Raw genomic sequence first — 17,109 nt, 5'->3', positions numbered from 1 at the left:
CACCCGGGAGCACTCCGATGACCACCCGTCGCGATTTTCTCAAAGCCTCTGGCGCTGTAGGCCTCGGCGCACTCGTCCTGCCCGCGTTCACCGCGCACGCCGAGCCCTCCCGCCCCACCGGCAATCCGCTCAACACCAACCCGACGACCCTCTGGTACCCCGCTCCCGCCGACGAGGCGAAGATCATCGAGCAGGGTCTGCCGATCGGCAACGGCCGCCTCGGCGCGCTCGTCGGCGGTGGCGTCGAGAGGGACTTCCTGTACCTGACCGACGTCACCATGTGGACCGGCGAGCTCAACGACGCGCTGGAGGGCGACGGCCAGTTCCCGTACGACCCGGCGCACTTCGGCACGTTCTCGTTGCTGGCCAGGCTCTACATCGATCAACCAGGCCATGCGGGTGCCACGAACTACCGCCGCGCGCTCGACCTGAGCAACGGCATCGTCACCACTTCGTACACCTTCGGCGGCAAGCAGTACCACCGCGAGATCTACGCGAGCCACCCGGACGACGTGGTGATCGTCCGGCTCGTCGGCCCGAACCAGACCGGCACCGTCAACCTCACCGGCGCCCACGGCGAACCGTCGGTCGGCGACGCCCCGCACACCGCCGCGTTGTTCACCGGCTCGTTCGTGAACCGCTTGGCGTACAGCGGTGTCGTCACGGCCTGCAGTCCTGATGGGACGGTCGCGGTGGACGGCGCCGAGCTGTCGTTCACCGGCTGCTCCGACCTGGTGATCGTGTTCTCCGGTGGCACGAACTACGTCCCGGACGCGTCCACCGGCTTCCTCAACCCGGCCGTGGAACCGGCGCAGATCGCTCTCCAGAAGGCGGCCGTGCGGGCGAAGGGCGACGCCCTGCTGCGCACCCACGTCGCCGACTACCGCAAGCGCTACGACCGCCAGAAGGTCGACCTCGGCAGGTCTTCGGACGCCCAGCGCGCGCTGGACACGTGGACCCGCCTCAAGACCAGGGCGACCAGCGGCACACCGGACCCGGAGCTGGAGGCGAGCTACCTGCAGTTCGGCCGCTACCTCACCATCACGGGGTCGCGCGACAACCTGCCGGTCAACCTGCAGGGCCTGTGGCTGTCGAACAACAACCCGGACTGGTACAGCGACTACCACACCGACATCAACATCCAGATGAACTACTGGCTGGCCGACCGGGCGTCGCTGTCGGACAGCTTCGACGCGCTCGCGGACTACTGCGTCGCCCAGCTACCGGCGTGGACGAACTCCACGCAGGCGTTGTTCCAGGACTCGCGCAACCGGTTCCGCAACACCAACAACCGGGTCGCCGGGTGGGCGATCGCCTTCTCCACCAACATCTACGGCGGCAGCGGCTGGTGGTGGCACCCCGGCGGCAACGCCTGGCTGTGCATGTCGCTGTTCGAGCACTACGAGTACACGCTCGACCGCGACTACCTGGCCAAGATCTACCCGTTGCTCAAGGGTGCCTGCGAGTTCTGGGAAGCACGTCTGGTCGAGACACCTCAGGGCCTGGTCGACGACTACGACTGGTCGCCGGAGCACGGCCCGCAGGACGCGCGCGGTCTGACCTACGCGCAGGAACTGGTGCACAACCTTTTCGGCAAGTACCGGATCGCGACGGACGTGCTGCGGCGCGACCGGTCCTACGGCCGCAGGATGTCGGCGTTGCGTGATCGTTTGTACCTGCCGGAGGTCAGCCCGAAGACCGGTGAGCTGCAGGAGTGGATGTCGCCGGACGACCTCGGCGAGACCACGCACCGGCACCTCTCGCCGCTGGTCGGCTTCTTCCCCGGCGACCGCATCAACCACGACGACTCCCCCGCGGCGCTGGTCGACGGCGTCCGGAAGCTCCTGACCACGCGCGGCATGGAGAGCTTCGGCTGGGGCCTCGCGTGGCGAGCGGCGTGCTGGGCGCGGCTGAAGGACGCGGACCGCGCCTACCAGCTGATCCAGAACGTGCTGCGGCCGTCGCTGAACTTCGCCAACGGCTCGGCGGCGAACTTCTTCGACATGTACAGCTTCGGCGACAGGTCCATCTTCCAGATCGACGCGAACCTCGGCGCTCCGGCGGCGATGCTGGAGATGCTGCTGTACGCGCGGCCGGGCGTGATCGAGCTGCTGCCCGCGCTGCCGTCGGCGTGGAAGACCGGCTCTGTCACGGGAATCGGTGCGCGCGGTGGGTTCACGGTCGACCTGACGTGGCGCGACGGCAAGGTGATCAGCGCGGTCGTGCACAGCGTTGGTGGCACGGAGACCGAGGTGCGGTTCGGGCATTGGCAGAAGCGGATCACACTGCGGAAGGGTCAGTCGGTCACGCTTCGCCCGTAATCCGGCCAGGTCGTGGTCACCGCGTTCTAAGATCGGCCGGTGACCACGACCGAAGTCGTTCTGACGAGCCGAGGGTCCGCCCTGGTTCAGCGCATCATCTCCGGGGTCTCGCTCGCCGGAACGCTCGTGGGCATGGTCGTGCTCGCCTTCTCCGACGAGCCGTGGTGGGCGATCGTGCTGTGGGAGCTGGGCCTGCTGGTGGGCGCGCTCGTCTGCGTGGCGATCTGGTCCTCGGCGGGCAGCGACGCGAAGGACACCGTCGCGTTGCGTGCCACCGGAACCGTTGCGGTCGCTGAGGTGCTCGAGAGCACCCGTGAGGACGACGGCGACTCCTACTCACACCTGCTGAAGCTGTGGATTCCGGTGTCGGGTGACGGTTTCGAGGTGCACCACCGTTGCCACCACTACAGCGACGAGCAGCAGGTGAGAGTCCTCGTCGACCCGGCCACTCGCACCTGGGGCGCTCTCCACTAAAGCGCGGCGGTCGAGTCCCGGACCACGAGCGTGGTGGCCAGCTCGATGTGCAACGCCTCGGGCCGATGCCCGTCCAGCACCCGCATCAGCTGCGTGACGGCGATGCGGCCCATCTCCTGCAACGGTTGCCGCACCGTGGTCAGCCGCGGATCGGTCGCCTCGGCGAGGTCGATGTCGTCGAACCCCGTCACGGACAGGTCGGCCGGCACCCGCAGCCCGCGTTCCCGCGCGGCCTGCAACGTGCCCACCGCCACCTTGTCGTTGAAGCACACGATCGCGGTCGGGCGCGGCGACAGGTCCAGCAGGTCCGCGGCGGCCTGCTTGCCCTGCGCGGTCGTGGGTTCGACGTACCGCAAGCGATCCGAAGTCAGCAACACCCCGGCCTGAGCGAGCGCCGCGCGATGTCCGGCCAGGCGCGCGTCACCCGCCAGCCACTCCTCCGGGCCCGCGATCACCCCGATGTCGCGGTGCCCGAGGCTGATCAGGTGATCGGCGACGGCGCGTGCCCCTGACGAGTGCGCGGCCGACACGGCGGCGATGTCCGGTGGCGGCGGCGTGCGCGGATCCACTACGACGAACGGGAAACCGGCCTGCGACAACGCGACCAGCTCGGCGCCTTCCTCCGGCGGCAGGATCAGGATCGCGGCGTCGACGTCCGAACCGGGCAGGCCGCGCAGAGCGTCGGTGTGCTGGCCCGACTCCCCCGCGTCCAGCAGCAGCCGCAGGCCGTGCAGCTTCAGCGTCTCGGCGATCGAGGAGACGATCAGGCCGAAGTAGTCGGTGAGCACGTACGGGCAGCGCACGTAGACGGTCCTCACCCGCACCGGCGCCTTACGCCGTTCCAGAGCCTGAAGTACCAGGTCACGGGTGCGCGGAGCGACGTTCACGTGATCGTTGAGCACGCGGGAGACGGTCGCGACCGAGACGCCGGTCTCCGCGGCGATGTCACGGAGACTCGCGCGTTGTTTCACGTTCTCGATCTGACGTTCCACCAGGTCAATGTACCGGAACTCACCGAATCCATTGACCGCCGACACCACCGGGTGTTTCATCCTGGAATCTGACGTTTCACAGTGATGAACGGGTGTTACATGAGACGAACCGCGATCGTGGCTCTGGTGCTCGGACTGACCGCGCCGACCGCCGAGGCTGCCAGTGCGCCGGAAGTCCGCGTCTGGGTGACCACGCCGGACCGGGCGGAGCTGATGCACGAACGCCCGCGCGTCCAGTTCGGCACCGCGGCCTCGACGCATCCGACGATCGTGGTCGACCCCGACCGGGGCTACCAGACGATCGACGGCTTCGGCGCCTCCATCACGGACTCGTCCGCCGAGGTGCTCGCCGGTCTCACTCCTGCCGTCCGCGCGGACACCATGCGCAAGTTGTTCGACCCGAAGCAGGGCATCGGCGTCAGCTTCCTGCGCCAGCCGGTCGGGTCGTCCGACTTCACGGCGGCCGCGAGCCACTACACCTACGACGACGTCCCGGCCGGGCAGACCGACTTCGCACTCCGGCACTTCAGCGTCGAGCACGACCGGGCGAAGATCCTTCCGTTGCTGCGCGAGGCGAAGCGGCTCAACCCGAAGCTCAAGGTGATGGCCACGCCGTGGAGCCCACCGGCGTGGATGAAGACCAACGACTCGCTCGTCGGCGGTCAGCTCAAGGACGACCCGAAGATCTACGACGCGTATGCGCGCTACCTCGTGAAGTTCGTCAAGGCCTACACAGCGGCAGGTGTGCCGATCGACTTCCTGTCCGTGCAGAACGAGCCGCAGAACCGCAGGCCGGACGCGTACCCCGGCACGGACATGCCGGTAGCGGCACAGATCAAGGTGATCGAGGCACTGGGACCGAAACTGCACGGGACCAAGATCCTGGGCTACGACCACAACTGGGCCACCCATCCGAACGACGGCACCGCGGAAGCCGACTACCCGTACCAGATCCTGCGCTCCCCGGCCGCCAAGTGGCTCGCCGGCACCGCCTACCACTGCTACTACGGCAACCCGGCCGCTCAGACCGCGCTGCACAACGCCTTCCCGGACAAGGGAATCTGGTTCACCGAGTGCTCCGGCTCGAAGGGCGCGACCGACCCGCCCGCCAAGGTCTTCGGCGACACGCTCCGCTGGCACGCCCGCAACGTCGTCCTCGGCACCACCCGCAACTGGGCGCGCAGCGCGGTGAACTGGAACATCGCCCTGGACAGCACCGGCGGCCCGCACAACGGCGGCTGCGGCACCTGCACCGGCCTCGTCACTGTGCAGCCCAACGGTGACGTCACCACCGACGCCGAGTACTACACGATCGGCCACCTGTCGAAGTTCGTCCGGCCGGGCGCCCGCCGCATCGCCAGCACGTCGTTCGGCACCACCGGCTGGAACGGCCAGATCATGGACGCCGCGTTCCGCAACCCGGACGGTTCCACGGCTCTGGTGGTGCACAACGAGAACGACGAGCCGCGCACGTTCGCGGTGAACGCCGGCGACCGCACGTTCGAGTACACCCTGCCCGGCGGTGCCCTCGCCACGTTCACCTGGACCACGAACCTGCGCAGCAAGTTCCATGCGATCCCGCTGACCGGTGCCACGGATCCCGCGCTCATCGACGACGACGCGTCCACCCGCTGGTCGAGCGGCGCGGCCCAGGCTCCCGGCCAGTTCGTGCAGGTGGATCTCGGGCGCCGCAGGGAGTTCCGCCGGGTCGCGGTCGACAGCGGCGGCAACCTGGGCGACTACGTCCGCACCTGGGAGCTGTCCGCGAGCGACGACGGCACGAAGTGGCGCACGCTCACCGCCGGCTCGGGCACCGGCCAGCTCACCACCATCGACGTGCGGAGGACCAGCGCGCGCTACCTCCGCATCACCTCCACCGGCACCGCGAGCAACTGGTGGAGCATCGCAGATTTTCGGCTCTACAACTAAGAAACGGGCGCCCGAACCCTGCAAGGAGCGCTATGTCAAAGACGACAAAACGCCTGCGTAGCACGGCCATGGTCGCCGCCGTCGTGATGGCGGGGATCGCCGCCCCGTCCGCCACGGCCGCGACCAGCGCCAGCGTGTGGCTGACCACCGCCGACCGTTCGAACCTGTTGCGGCAACAGGGAGACGTGACGTTCGGCTCCGGTGGCAGCGGCCCGACGATCACGGTCAACCCGAACTCCACCTACCAGTCCATGGTCGGCTTCGGCGCGTCGTTCACCGACGCGGCAGCGTGGAACATCTTCAACTCACCCCGCCGTGACGAGATCATGAACCAGCTGTTCAACCGCAGCAGCGGCATCGGCATGAGCTTCCTCCGCCAGCCGATCGGCTCGACCGACTTCTCCCGCAGCTTCTACACCTACGACGACGGCGCGGCGGACCCCGCGCTCTCCCGGTTCTCCACCGCGCACGACAACGCCTACATCCTGCCGCTGATCCGCCAGGCGAAGTCGTTGAACCCGCAGCTGTCCATCATGGGCACGCCGTGGAGCGCCCCGGCGTGGATGAAGAACAACAACAACCTCATCCGCGGTTCGCTCAACGACAGCAGCATCGGCGTCTACTCGGACTACCTGGTCAAGTTCACCCAGGCCTACCAGGCGGCGGGCGCGCCGATCGACTACCTGAGCGTGCAGAACGAGCCGAACTTCGAGCCGCCCGGCTACCCCGGCATGCGGATGTCCGCGCAGCAACAGGTCAACGTCATCAACAACCTCGCGCCGAAGCTCCGCGCGGCCGGCCAGCAGGCCCGCATTCTCGGCTACGACCACAACTGGGACGACACGAACTACCCGCAGACCGTGAACAACGGCGCGGGCAACAACGTGATCGGCTCGGCGTGGCACTGCTACGGCGGCAACCCGAGTGGACAGTCCGTCGTGAAGAACAACCAGCCCGGCAAGGACATCTTCTTCACCGAGTGCTCCGGCACGAGGTCCGCTGACGACGCGTCGACGTTCCGCGACACGTTGCGCTGGCAGGGCATCAACCTCGCGATCGGCGCCACCCGCAACCACGCGCGCAGCGTCGCGATCTGGAACATGGCGCTGGACAACAACAACGGTCCGGTCATCGGCAGCTGCACGAACTGCACGGGCGTCCTGCGCACCAACGGCAACGACGTCACCTACAACGCCGAGTACTACGTGCTGGGCCACCTCTCGAAGTTCGTGCAACCGGGCGCCGTCCGCATCGACTCGACCGGCTACGGCGAGGGCGGCATCCAGAACGTCGCCTTCCGCAACCCGGACGGCCGCGTCGTGCTCGTCGCGCTGAACTCCGGCGGCGCACAGAACTTCCGCGTCTCCTACGGCGGCCAGACCTTCGGCTACAACCTCCCGGCGGGCGCCATGGCCACCTTCACCTGGCCCGGCACGCTCGACCCCGGCCAGCCGGGCCGCACCGGTGCCATCACCGGCCTGGGCGGCAAGTGCCTCGACGTCACGAACGGCTCGACCACCAACGGCAACCGGCCGCAGATGTGGACCTGCAGCGCCGGCCCGAACCAGCAGTGGACCCTGGCCGCGGACGGCACGGTGCGCGGGCTCGGCAAGTGCCTCGACGTCACCGGCAACGGAACGGCCGACGGGACAGCGGTTCAGCTCTGGGACTGCTTCGGCGGTGGCAACCAGCGGTGGACCGCCACGAACGGCACATTGGTCAGCGTCGGCAGCAGCAAGTGCCTGGACGTGACCGGTAACAACACCGCCGACGGCGCGCTGCTGCAGATCTGGACGTGCACGGGCGGGGCCAACCAGCGGTGGACCGTGCCCGCGTAGTGGGCGGCAGGCCGGTGTCCGAAGACGGCGGGCACCGGCCCTGCTTGAGGTGACACCGCTCGGGTAACCGCACGGTATGACTGATCCCGTCAATCCCGAAGCGCCGCACTCTCCCGGCACGCCCAGCCTGGACGATCTCGACACCGAGGAACCTCAGGTGCCGCAGGAGGAAGCCGAGGAGGAGCCGAGCGAACCGCCGGACTGAGCCTCAGGACGAGTGCGGCGGGTGAGTCACGCGCGCGCCGCCACCGCGGCTCGGCGGCCTGGCAGGAATCCGCGCGCCGCCGTCAACAGCGTGCGCGCTTCCATGAGCTCGCCGTACTCGAGGTGCTCGTCGGCCGCCGCGATGTGGGCCAACGCCTGCTGCGGCGCGTCCGGGGCGTCCATCATCGCCTTGGTCAGGCACTTGCGCGCCTGCTCCGCCTGCAGGGCGAGGTCGCCTCCTGCCGTGGCGCGGATGAGGACGAGAGCGTCGCAGATCGCCTGGTCGAGTGAACTGTGCTGCACCATGATCGCCGCCTTGAGGACAGTCGGGAGGACGAGCGCCGACTGCTTGACGCCGGTCCCGGCTACCCATGTGCGGAGAGCCTCAAACAAAAGGAAATCCCGATCAGCCGTCGTCGCCGTAACGACCGCCGCCGTCCAAGCCCGCACCCAGGTCCGAGTCGGTCTGGGACGACTGTTCCTCAGCCGGTGTCAGCGGGGCGTCGCTCTCCTGCTCGGCCGCACCGCCGGCCACGTCGTCGTGCTCCGGTTCCGTCACCACGACCTCGTCTCGCCAGAGGGCCTCTGATCGTGACCACCGACGTCCTGCACGGCTTCCTTCGCCTGCTCGGCCGTGGTCTGCGCGGCGTCCGAGGCGACCTGCCTGACCTCACCGGCGGCGTCGCCGACCGAGGACCTCACCTCTTCCCTGAGGTGCTGCGCCGACTCTGCCAGCGCATCCCCCGCCGGTTCCACGACGTCGCTGAACGTGTCCGACAACTGCTGCACGGCCTGTTGCTCGGCGTCGGTGCGGGGCAGCACCGCCGCCAGCAGCAGCCCGCTGCCGAAGGCGATCAGGCCGGCCGCGAGCGGGCTGCCCTGCGTCTGCTGGGCGACGCGTTGCGGTACGTCCTGCACTGTCTGCACAGCCTGCCCGGCCCGTTCGGCGACGGCGTGCCCGGTGTCGTGGCCCTGGTCCCGCACGGTCGAAGCGGCCTGCGTGGCGGTGCCCATCACTCGCTCCTTCATCGCGGTCAGTCCCCTGCGCGCACCGCGCACGCGTCGCTGGGCGATGCTCCGCGGGCTCGCGTGGTCGGCGAGCCTGTTGGCGTCGGCTCGCAGTTCGGCGCGGGTCACTTCGATGTCGCGCCTTATCTGGTCGGGTGTTTCGCCCATTCCGCGTCCTCCTTCAGGGTTTCGACGGTGCGTTCGGGTTTCGGGTTGACGGTGCGCAGCCGCGCACGTCCCGAGGTGTAGAGCACGGCGCCCGCGATGCCCCACAGGGCGGCCACGATCAACGCGGCCCAGCCCAGCGGCAGGACCGCACCGAGCGCGAACACCAGCGCGAGGCTGAGCAGCACGGTGGTCAGGTAGCCGGCGAAACCCGCGGCGGCGAGCATCCCCGTCGCCTTGCCCGCCTTGACGGCCTCCTGCCGGATCTCCGCCTTGGCGAGCTCCAGCTCCTGCCGCATCAGCTTGGAGAGGTCACCGGTCAGCTCGCTGACGAGATCTCCCAGCGACTCCCCCGAACTGTCCACTCGGGACGGTGGCACCTCAGGGCTCGACATGCGGCACCCCCGCCGCGGGGGTCGCGGGCGCGGCGCTCGGCGTCAGCGGCGCGCCGTACTCCGGTGTCACGCCGGCGCGTTCGGCCGCCACGGGCACCGCTCCGCTCCGCGGCCTTTGCTGCTGGCTGCCACCGGTCGCGCTCTTCGCGACGCGGCCGACCAGGAACCCGGCCACGGCGGCACCCAGCAGGAACGTGCCCGGCTTGCGCCGCGCGTAGTCGCGGGCCGAGTCGAGCAGGCCCTGCGCACCCCGTTCGTCGAGGAACCTGGCGGCCTGCCTGCTCGTGTCGGCGACGCTGCGGATCGCTCCCGCCGACATCGAGCTCGACGGTGCGGTCCCGGCCATCTCGCCCAGTTCGTCGGCGAGCCGGCCGAGTTGCTTCGACACCCGCAGTGCCTGATCTTCCGCTTCTGCCACAACACGTTCCCGCACGTCCTGCACCACGTGGCGGGCCTGGTCCGCGGTCTCCCGCGTCACGTGCGCGGCCTGGTCGGCGATGGTGTTCCCCACCTGCCCGGCCGCGTCCCTGGCATCCATCTGGTTTTCGGTCACGGCTCACTCCTCAGCTCGTAGTCGTGTCCTGGCTACGAGCTACCCGAGGGGCGGGGCCGCAAACGGGGCCATTTCGCCGCTACCGCAACAGGTTCGTCGAAAAGCGTGCCTGGGAGCTACGAGAAGTCGTGGTCCCGCGGCGCCGGCACGAACGCGGCGAAGTCGCGGTTCGACCGGTCGTCCACCCGCTCGCGGTGGAACAGGCCGCGCACCCACGTCACCACCGCGGCGGCGGCGGGCGACGGGTCACCACCCAGCCGCGCGATCTCCACGAGCTCACCGATGCGGTCCTCGACGGCGGCCGACCATCCGCTCCGCTCGTTCCACAGCAACGCCACGTCGTGGTCGGGGAAGTCGGGCAGCCGCCCGTCCAGCGCCACGTACGCTCCCGCGCGCGGTTCCGTCTCCACGAACGAGCTGTCACCACGCAGCCCGAGCTCCGTCACGACCTCGCGCACGTAGCGCCGCACCCGGCGCGCCGCCGAATCGTCGAAGTCGAGATCGAAGCCGATGATCACGTCCCGGTCCATGCGCCAGGAATACCCCCGCGGGGTGTAGATCAATCCCAGGTCAGGGCGTCAGACGCAGGCCTCGCACGGAGAGCACGGTCGCCTCCGGGGACTCCGGCAGCACGAACCCGATCTCACCGTCGACCGGCTCGAAGCCCTGACCGGACTCGGTCCACCGCACGTCGTGGCGCGTCGTCAGGGAGACCTCACCACCCGGCTGCACCACGGTCGCCGCCAGCGCGTCCCCGTCCTGCCGCAGCAGCACGGTGCCACCGTCCTCCGGGCCGCCCGCGTCGGGCAGTTCCGCGACCAGCCGCAACCCGCTCAGCCGCACGGAGTCCCCCGCGCGCTCGACCGCGCATTCGCCCTCGAAGTCCAGCACCATCGTCTTGGATCGCAGCGTCACCTCGGCCTGGGCGCTGCTCGCAGTGTCAGCCATGCGGACGACGTACCCCGTGACCACGGCCGCGGAAACGCCGCGGTCACGGGTGTCGTGCGGTCAGCTCTGGTACGGCTTCGCGGCCTTCTGGGCCGCATACGTCAGCATCGGCAGGACCTTCGCCCAGTGCCCGTCCTGGCAGGAGTACGCGGGCGTGAACCCGCCGCAGTCGCCCTCCCAGTCACCGATCTCCCAGGTGTAGTGCGGAACCCCGAGCTCGCCGTACACCCAGTCGTCGATCGACCCACCGGCCGTGTACAGCAGCTCACCGGGCTGCCCGTACTGCCAGCCGGGTCCGGCGATCCGTGCCATCTCGGCCGCCATCGAGCGCAGCGGTCCGTCGTTCGGCGACGGCGTGGTCGTGAATCCCCACGGCAGCAGCACGACGTTCAACGCCGAGTGCATGGTGATGACCATGCCGCGCGTGTCGGCGTCGGCCGGGTCGGTGAGACCGGGCCCGCGCTTGTCCGGGTACAGCGACCGGAACAGCTTCTCCAGCGCACGGGTCTCGACCTCGGAGTCGGCCTTCGGGCCGCGGTAGACCTGGCTGCACGGGTCCGACGACGTGCCGTTGTCGCCCCACTGCGCGTCGAAGTTGCGGTTGACGTCGATGCCGATCTGCGCGTACGGGTCCTCTTCCGAGGTCGGGCACACGGCGGGACCGTTGGTGTGGTTGGCGTTCTTGCGCTGCAGCTTCGGCGTGTCCCCGCCGGACTGGACGATCTGCACGCCGTCCGGGTTCGCGATCGGCACGACCCAGACCTCGGTGGTGTCGAGCAGCGAGGTCACGGACGCGTCGTGGCCGTAGCCGGTGGTGAGGTGGTCGATCCAGCGCCACGCCAGGTCACCGGTCGTGATCTCGCGGGCGTGGATCTGCGCCGACACGAACAGCCGGGGCTTGCGCGAGTTCGGCGCGAGCCTGCAGTCGCCGTACGTCCTCTTGGTGATGCAGATGGCTTTCAGGTCGTAGCCGCCCGCGCCCTGGGTCTTGCGCCACGAGTCGCCGTAGTCCACCACCGATGCCAGACCGGCGTACCGGAACGCCACCTGGTCCAGGTGCGCGTAGTGGGCCTTGATCGTGCGGTAACCGCCGTAGTACGTCTCGTTGACGCCGTGACCCGAGGTCTTCAGGCCGGAGGACGGCGGCGCCATCACCGACTCGACGGTGCCGCTGAACCCCGACGCAGCCAGCTTGGTGTGCACGTCCTTGGAACCCAGCACGAACAGGTCGTCGCCGTCCCGCTGCTCCAGCACGTCGAACCCGCGCGCGAGCAGGTCCTGCGCCTTCTGCCCGAGCGGGGCCGGGACGCGGTAGACGTACGTCGGCCCTTCCTGCCGCGGCGCCGGGGCCTGCGGTGCGGCCACCGACGTGCCGACGAGCAACGCCGCGCTGGCGGCACCCGCCAGGACGAGGCTCAGCCGTCGTTGCTTCATGGTCGAGAACCCCCTGTGAGGTCGCGAAAACGCTCTCTCACACCACCGTAGCGAGAACGATCATGAAGAAGCCGATATGAGACGACCGGAACTCATGGCCGCGGCCCACCTGATCCAGGACACCACGCGCAATACCGGTTCGTCTACATCTTGCATGATTCTGCTCACTTCTTGCACTCTGGAGTCGGATCGCCGACAAAGGAGTTCGCGATGTCCCTGTCCCGACGAACACTCCTCAGCACCGCACTAGCAGCCCCTGCCTTCAGGTTCCTGCCCGCAAGCCCGCCAGGCGACGTGGTCGGCAAGATCACCGTCGGCTACCAGGGCTGGTTCGCCTGCCGCGGTGACAGCTCGCCCGTAAACGGCTGGTGGCACTGGAACAACAACTGGAGCCAGCCGCCCGCTCCCCCGACCAGCTCGGTCCGCGTGTGGCCGGACGTGCGCGAGTACGCCCGCACCTACCAGACCGCGTTCGCCAGCCTCGGCGACGGCCGCCCGGCCACCCTGTTCTCCAACTACGACAGGCAGACCGTCGACGTCCACTTCGCCTGGATGCGCGACCACGGCTGCGACACCGCGGCCCTGCAACGCTTCAACCCGACCGGCGGCGAGGGCCCGATCCGCGACGCCGTCACCGCGCACGTCCGCTCCGCCGCGGAGGCCACCGGGCGGAAGTTCTACATCATGTACGACGTCACGGACTGGCTGAACATGCAGCCGGAGATCAAAGCCGACTGGCAGAACAAGATGTCGGCCTACACATCGTCATCCGCTTACGCACGCCAGAACGGCAAACCGGTCGTTGGCATCTGGGGTTTCGGTTTCAACGAGGCCAACAAGCCGTGGGGCCCCGAACCGTGCCAGGACGTCATCAACTGGTTCAAAGCCCGGGGTTGCTACGTGATGGGTGGCGTGCCGACGCACTGGCGACTCGAAGGCGAGGACTCCCGGAAGGGGTTCGCGAGCGTCTACCGGTCGTTCGACATGATCTCGCCGTGGATGGTCGGCCGGGTCAACAACATCGCGGAGTCGGACCACTTCCACACCAACATCAACGGCCCGGACCAGGCCGAGTGCAACTCGTTGGGCATCGACTACCAGCCGTGCGTCCTGCCTGGCGATGTCGCACAACGGCAACGGCTGCACGGCGACTTCATGTGGCGGCAGTTCTACAACATGGTCCGCCTCGGCGCGCAGGGCATCTACATCTCGATGTTCGACGAGTTCAACGAGGGCAACCAGATCTGCAAGACCGCCGAGACGCAGGCCGACGTGCCCGCGGGTTCCGGTTACCTCGCACTCGACGAGGACGGCACGCGCTGCTCGGCCGACTACTACCTCAGGCTGACGGGCGACGGCGGCCGCATGCTCAAGGGCCAGATCCCGCTCACCGCAACCCGTCCAACGCAACCGATGCTCGGCGGACCGCCCGCGCCCGACGTCGACCTGGCCGCGGGCAAGCCCACGCAGCAGAGTTCGCAGACCCAGCACTACGGCAGCGGCTATGTCGTCGACAACGACCCGCGTTCGTACTGGGAGAGCGCCAACAACGCGTTCCCGCAATGGGTCCAGGTCGACCTCGGCTCTCCCGCGGCGCCGAGGCGGGCGGTGCTGACGCTCCCGCCCGACCCGGCCTGGGGACGGCGGACCCAGGTCATCGCCGTGGAAGGCAGCTCCACCGGCCAGTCGTTCAGCGCGCTGTTGCCGGGCGCCGGGTACGAGTTCGACCCGGCCACCGGCAACACCGTCACGCTGTCGTTGCCCGGCAACGAAGTCCGTTACGTCAGACTCGTGTTCACCGGCAACACGGGCTGGCCGGCGGGCCAGCTGTCCGGACTCAAGCTGTTCACATGAGATGAATCGGCACGACGTTGTCCCCGGACACCACGAACCGGACGCGGCCGAATCACCGCGGTCTTCCACGTCTCGGTGCCCGTGTTCCGCACGAACGCCGAGTCGCGGTAGGCGTTGTTGCCCACGTCGCCGAACAAGTCGTACTGGATGTTCCAGCTCCCGGTGCCGTTGTCGAAGTAGTCGACGTGCGCCGTGGCCTGGCAGCTGGACCTGGGCACCGGGCAGTGGAACGTGCAATACGACTCGACCGGTCAGCCGTACCAGGGCGGCGCCTTCTGGACCAACACCGGTACCGGCACGTGGCAGACAGCGACGTTCACGCTGCCCGACGCCGGGTTCTCCGGCAGGCAGAACGCCGGCGCGGACTTCCGGCTCTCGACCGGGCCGGGTTCGTGATCTCCCGTGTCCACGTGGGAGCGTCCGGTGGGAGCGTTCTCCCGTTGCACCTGTGTCCGGGTTAATGTGCGGCCATGCTCTCTCGCCTGCTCGGTCGTGACGATGAGATCCGTTGCCTGGACGGGGTGATCGGCGCGGCCCGTGAAGGTCGTGGCGGAGTGCTGGTGCTGCGCGGCGAGGCCGGGATCGGCAAGAGCGCGCTGCTGGAGCACGTGCGCGAGACGGCAACGGGCTTCCGGGTGCTGGATGCGTCGGGGTCGGAGTTCGAGACCGAACTGCCTTACGCCGCGCTGCACCAGCTGTGCGTCCCGCTGCTCGGCCAGCTCGCCGACCTGGCTCCTGGCAGGAGAGCCGCGCTGGAAGCCGCGTTCGGGCTGAGCAGTGCGACGCCGGACGTTCTTCAGATCGGACTGGCCGCTTTGGACCTGCTCGCCGCGGCGAGCCCGGTGCTCTGTTTGATCGATGACGCGCATTGGCTCGACGACGCGTCGGCGAAGGTGTTCGCGTTCCTCGGACGGCGGCTGGCGGCGGACCCGATCGTGCTGGTGTTCGCCGCGCGGGAGTCCGGGGTGCTGACCGAACTGCCCGCACTGGCGGTGAAGGGTTTGCCCGATGCGCAGGCACGGGCGTTGCTCGCGGCCGAGTCGGTGGACGACAAGGTGCGCGAACGGCTGCTCGCCGAGGCGCGCGGCAACCCGTTGGCGCTGCTGGAGCTGCCTCGTGCGGGCGGGTTCGCGTTGCCGGAGGTCTCGTCGGTGCCGAGCGCGATCGAGGCCAGCTTCCAGGCGAGGTTCGCCGACCTGCCGGACGAAGCGCGGATGCTGCTGGTGGTCGCCAGTGCGGATCCGACCGGTGAGCCGCGGCTGCTGTGGGCGGCCGCGCAGCAGCTCGGACTGGACCTGACGACGGCAGCGGCGGCCGAGGCGTCGGGCCTGGTCAGCGTGTCGACGCGGGTTCGCTTCTGTCATCCGCTGGCCAGGTCGGCCGTGTATCTCGCTGCCGGCGCGGCCGAACGGCGGGCCGTCCACCTCGCACTCGCTGCGGTGACGGACGCCCAGATGGATCCGGATCGGCGGGTGTGGCATCTCGCGCAGGCTGGGACGGGCCCGGACGACGAAGTGGCCGCTGAGCTGGAGAGATCGGCTTCTCGGGCGCGTGCTCGCGGTGGTGTGGCGGCGGCCGCGGCGTTTCTGGAGCGGGCAGCGGCGTTGTCGCTGAATCCTCGGCTGCGGGCGGAGCGGACGCTCGCCGCCGGGCAGGCGAAGTTCGACGCCGGAGCCGTGGACGACGCCGCCGAGCTGCTGAGCACGGTCGACACCGGCTTGCTGGGACCGGCGGAGCTCGCGCAGGTGGATCTTCTGCGCGGACGGGTGGCGTTCGTTCGCAATCCGGTGAACGACGGGCCTGAGTTCGTGCTGAGCGCGGCACGGCGGATGAGTGGGGTCCCGTCGCGCGAGTGCGTGCTCGACGCGTTGGAGATGGGGCTGGTGGTCGGGCGGGCCAGCGGTGTCCTGGACGTCGTCGTGCGCGAGGCCCGATCGATGCGTGCCGAACCGGACGTGTTGAACGCCCTGGTGGTGCTGGCCGGAGAGGGCCATCGGGCGGCTGTTCCGTTGCTGCGGCGGGCGTTCACCGACGACAGTCTGATGTGGACCCGGCATCCGGCGCTGGCCACGATGCTGGCGGGCGAGCTGTGGGACACCGAGGTCCATCACCGCGTCACCTCCTGGCTCATGCGGACCGGGCGAGAAGCTGGATCGCCGTTCGTGCTGCGGCTCGGGCTTGCCCAGACCGCCGTGGTGGCCGTGCACGCTGGTGACTTCGGGCCGGCCATGTCGGCCATTGCCGAGGAAGAAGCCGTGGCAGACGCGCTCGGCGTCACTCCCCTGCCGTATCCCCGCCTGCACCTGGCCGCGATGCGTGGATCTCGCGAGGAGCTGCTCCGGCAGACCGAGCACGCGACGCACGCGGCTTCTCGGGTGGCCGGCCTGCTGGTGGCGAACGCACATTGGGCTTCCGCGGTGCTGCACAACGCTCTTGGCGACTACTCGACAGCGCTTTCCGCTGCTCGCCTTGCCGTCGAGCCTGGGGATCTCTACCTGGCTGGTATCTCGTTGTCTGAGCTGGTCGAGGCGGCGACTCGGTGTGGCGAGGAGAAGTCAGCGCTGGCCGCGCTGGAGGATCTGACCGAGCGGACCTCGGCGGCGGGCACCGAGTGGGGTCTCGGCGTCGCGGCCTCGGCGCGAGCGGTCGTGTCCGGAGAAGAAGAGGACTACCGCGCTGCCCTGTCACATTTGGAGATCACCACGGCTCGGCCCTATCTGGCGCGAGCTCACCTGCTGTACGGCGAGTGGCTGCGGCGGGCCGGTCGGCGCGTCGATGCCCGCGAGCAGCTGCGGACAGCGCACGATCTGTTGTCGTCCATGGGAATGCAGGCTTTCGCGGCGCGGGCGGCCCAGGAGCTGCAGGCAACGGGTGAGGTCGCCCGCAGCCGGTCCGCACAGCCCCAACTGCACAAGTGGCGCACGGCGAGAGGTTTCTGGCGACCCCCGCAGACCTGGGACCAGCCACCGCTCGCGGACAAGAACGCCGACGCTC

17 protein-coding genes are annotated in these 17,109 nt (G+C 69.1%); 8 read left to right on the top strand and 9 right to left on the bottom strand.

Annotated elements, in window-relative coordinates; genetic code table 11:
* Window positions 1–17 precede the first annotated feature (17 nt).
* Both ABZX92_RS31180 and ABZX92_RS31175 read left to right on the top strand, forming a co-directional pair.
* Entirely contained in the window at window positions 18–2,321 is a 2,304-nt protein-coding gene (locus ABZX92_RS31180; protein WP_355567156.1) for a glycoside hydrolase N-terminal domain-containing protein, read from the top strand.
* A 39-nt stretch (window positions 2,322–2,360) separates the two neighbouring features.
* Window positions 2,361–2,795, top strand: a complete 435-nt coding sequence (locus tag ABZX92_RS31175; RefSeq protein ID WP_355567154.1) for a hypothetical protein — start codon at window positions 2,361–2,363, stop codon at window positions 2,793–2,795.
* On the opposite strand, the gene ABZX92_RS31170 is transcribed toward ABZX92_RS31175, so the two are convergent.
* Complete coding sequence (locus ABZX92_RS31170) at window positions 2,792–3,787, bottom strand: substrate-binding domain-containing protein (protein ID WP_355567151.1); 996 nt, start codon at window positions 3,785–3,787, stop codon at window positions 2,792–2,794. The two genes, ABZX92_RS31175 and ABZX92_RS31170, sit on opposite strands and share 4 nt — an antisense overlap.
* 99 nt (window positions 3,788–3,886) lie before the next feature.
* On the opposite strand from ABZX92_RS31170, the gene ABZX92_RS31165 reads away from it, so the two are divergent.
* From ABZX92_RS31165 to ABZX92_RS31155, 3 genes are all read left to right on the top strand, one after another.
* Window positions 3,887–5,716 carry a discoidin domain-containing protein gene (locus ABZX92_RS31165; protein WP_355567149.1) on the top strand — a complete coding sequence of 610 codons (1,830 nt, stop codon included), beginning with the start codon at window positions 3,887–3,889 and terminating at the stop codon, window positions 5,714–5,716.
* Window positions 5,717–5,748: 32 nt separating this feature from the next.
* Window positions 5,749–7,554 (top strand): ricin-type beta-trefoil lectin domain protein, encoded by a 1,806-nt coding sequence (locus ABZX92_RS31160; RefSeq protein WP_355567146.1) that lies wholly within the window; start codon window positions 5,749–5,751, stop codon window positions 7,552–7,554.
* Window positions 7,555–7,630: 76 nt separating this feature from the next.
* Window positions 7,631–7,759, top strand: a complete 129-nt coding sequence (locus ABZX92_RS31155) for a hypothetical protein (protein ID WP_355567145.1) — start codon at window positions 7,631–7,633, stop codon at window positions 7,757–7,759.
* Between the two features lie 26 nt (window positions 7,760–7,785).
* Here the strand turns inward: ABZX92_RS31155 and ABZX92_RS31150 are convergent, their stop codons facing one another.
* From ABZX92_RS31150 to ABZX92_RS31115, 8 genes are all read right to left on the bottom strand, one after another.
* Window positions 7,786–8,151 (bottom strand): hypothetical protein, encoded by a 366-nt coding sequence (locus tag ABZX92_RS31150; RefSeq protein ID WP_355567143.1) that lies wholly within the window; start codon window positions 8,149–8,151, stop codon window positions 7,786–7,788.
* Between the two features lie 13 nt (window positions 8,152–8,164).
* Window positions 8,165–8,317, bottom strand: coding sequence for a hypothetical protein (locus tag ABZX92_RS31145; RefSeq protein WP_355567141.1), 153 nt, complete (start codon window positions 8,315–8,317; stop codon window positions 8,165–8,167).
* Window positions 8,314–8,934 (bottom strand): DUF3618 domain-containing protein, encoded by a 621-nt coding sequence (locus tag ABZX92_RS31140; protein ID WP_355567138.1) that lies wholly within the window; start codon window positions 8,932–8,934, stop codon window positions 8,314–8,316. The genes ABZX92_RS31145 and ABZX92_RS31140 overlap by 4 nt, the downstream gene beginning before the upstream one ends.
* On the bottom strand, window positions 8,910–9,326 hold the full coding sequence (locus tag ABZX92_RS31135) for a phage holin family protein (protein ID WP_355567135.1): 417 nt from the start codon (window positions 9,324–9,326) through the stop codon (window positions 8,910–8,912). Before ABZX92_RS31135 ends, ABZX92_RS31140 begins: the two co-directional genes overlap by 25 nt.
* Window positions 9,313–9,879, bottom strand: coding sequence for a hypothetical protein (locus ABZX92_RS31130; protein ID WP_355567132.1), 567 nt, complete (start codon window positions 9,877–9,879; stop codon window positions 9,313–9,315). The genes ABZX92_RS31135 and ABZX92_RS31130 overlap by 14 nt, the downstream gene beginning before the upstream one ends.
* A 116-nt stretch (window positions 9,880–9,995) precedes the next feature.
* Window positions 9,996–10,409 (bottom strand): DUF6292 family protein, encoded by a 414-nt coding sequence (locus tag ABZX92_RS31125; RefSeq protein ID WP_355567130.1) that lies wholly within the window; start codon window positions 10,407–10,409, stop codon window positions 9,996–9,998.
* Between the two features lie 40 nt (window positions 10,410–10,449).
* Window positions 10,450–10,827, bottom strand: a complete 378-nt coding sequence (locus ABZX92_RS31120; protein ID WP_355567128.1) for a hypothetical protein — start codon at window positions 10,825–10,827, stop codon at window positions 10,450–10,452.
* Window positions 10,828–10,887: 60 nt separating this feature from the next.
* Complete coding sequence (locus ABZX92_RS31115; RefSeq protein WP_355567125.1) at window positions 10,888–12,261, bottom strand: M14 family zinc carboxypeptidase; 1,374 nt, start codon at window positions 12,259–12,261, stop codon at window positions 10,888–10,890.
* 210 nt (window positions 12,262–12,471) lie between these two features.
* On the opposite strand from ABZX92_RS31115, the gene ABZX92_RS31110 reads away from it, so the two are divergent.
* The 3 genes from ABZX92_RS31110 to ABZX92_RS31100 form a co-directional block, all read left to right on the top strand.
* Window positions 12,472–14,115 carry a discoidin domain-containing protein gene (locus ABZX92_RS31110; protein WP_355567122.1) on the top strand — a complete coding sequence of 548 codons (1,644 nt, stop codon included), beginning with the start codon at window positions 12,472–12,474 and terminating at the stop codon, window positions 14,113–14,115.
* 192 nt (window positions 14,116–14,307) lie between these two features.
* Window positions 14,308–14,511 carry a hypothetical protein gene (locus tag ABZX92_RS31105; protein ID WP_355567120.1) on the top strand — a complete coding sequence of 68 codons (204 nt, stop codon included), beginning with the start codon at window positions 14,308–14,310 and terminating at the stop codon, window positions 14,509–14,511.
* Between the two features lie 74 nt (window positions 14,512–14,585).
* Window positions 14,586–17,109, top strand: a 2,524-nt coding sequence (locus tag ABZX92_RS31100) for an AAA family ATPase (RefSeq protein WP_355567117.1), incomplete at its 3' end; no start/stop codon positions are given.

Origin of the sequence: Lentzea sp. NPDC006480 (assembly GCF_040611995.1) — a bacterium.
In the GTDB taxonomy this organism is placed as follows: domain Bacteria; phylum Actinomycetota; class Actinomycetes; order Mycobacteriales; family Pseudonocardiaceae; genus Lentzea.
Note: the sequence above shows the minus strand (reverse complement) of the source record. Positions and strands in the feature narration are given on the sequence as shown.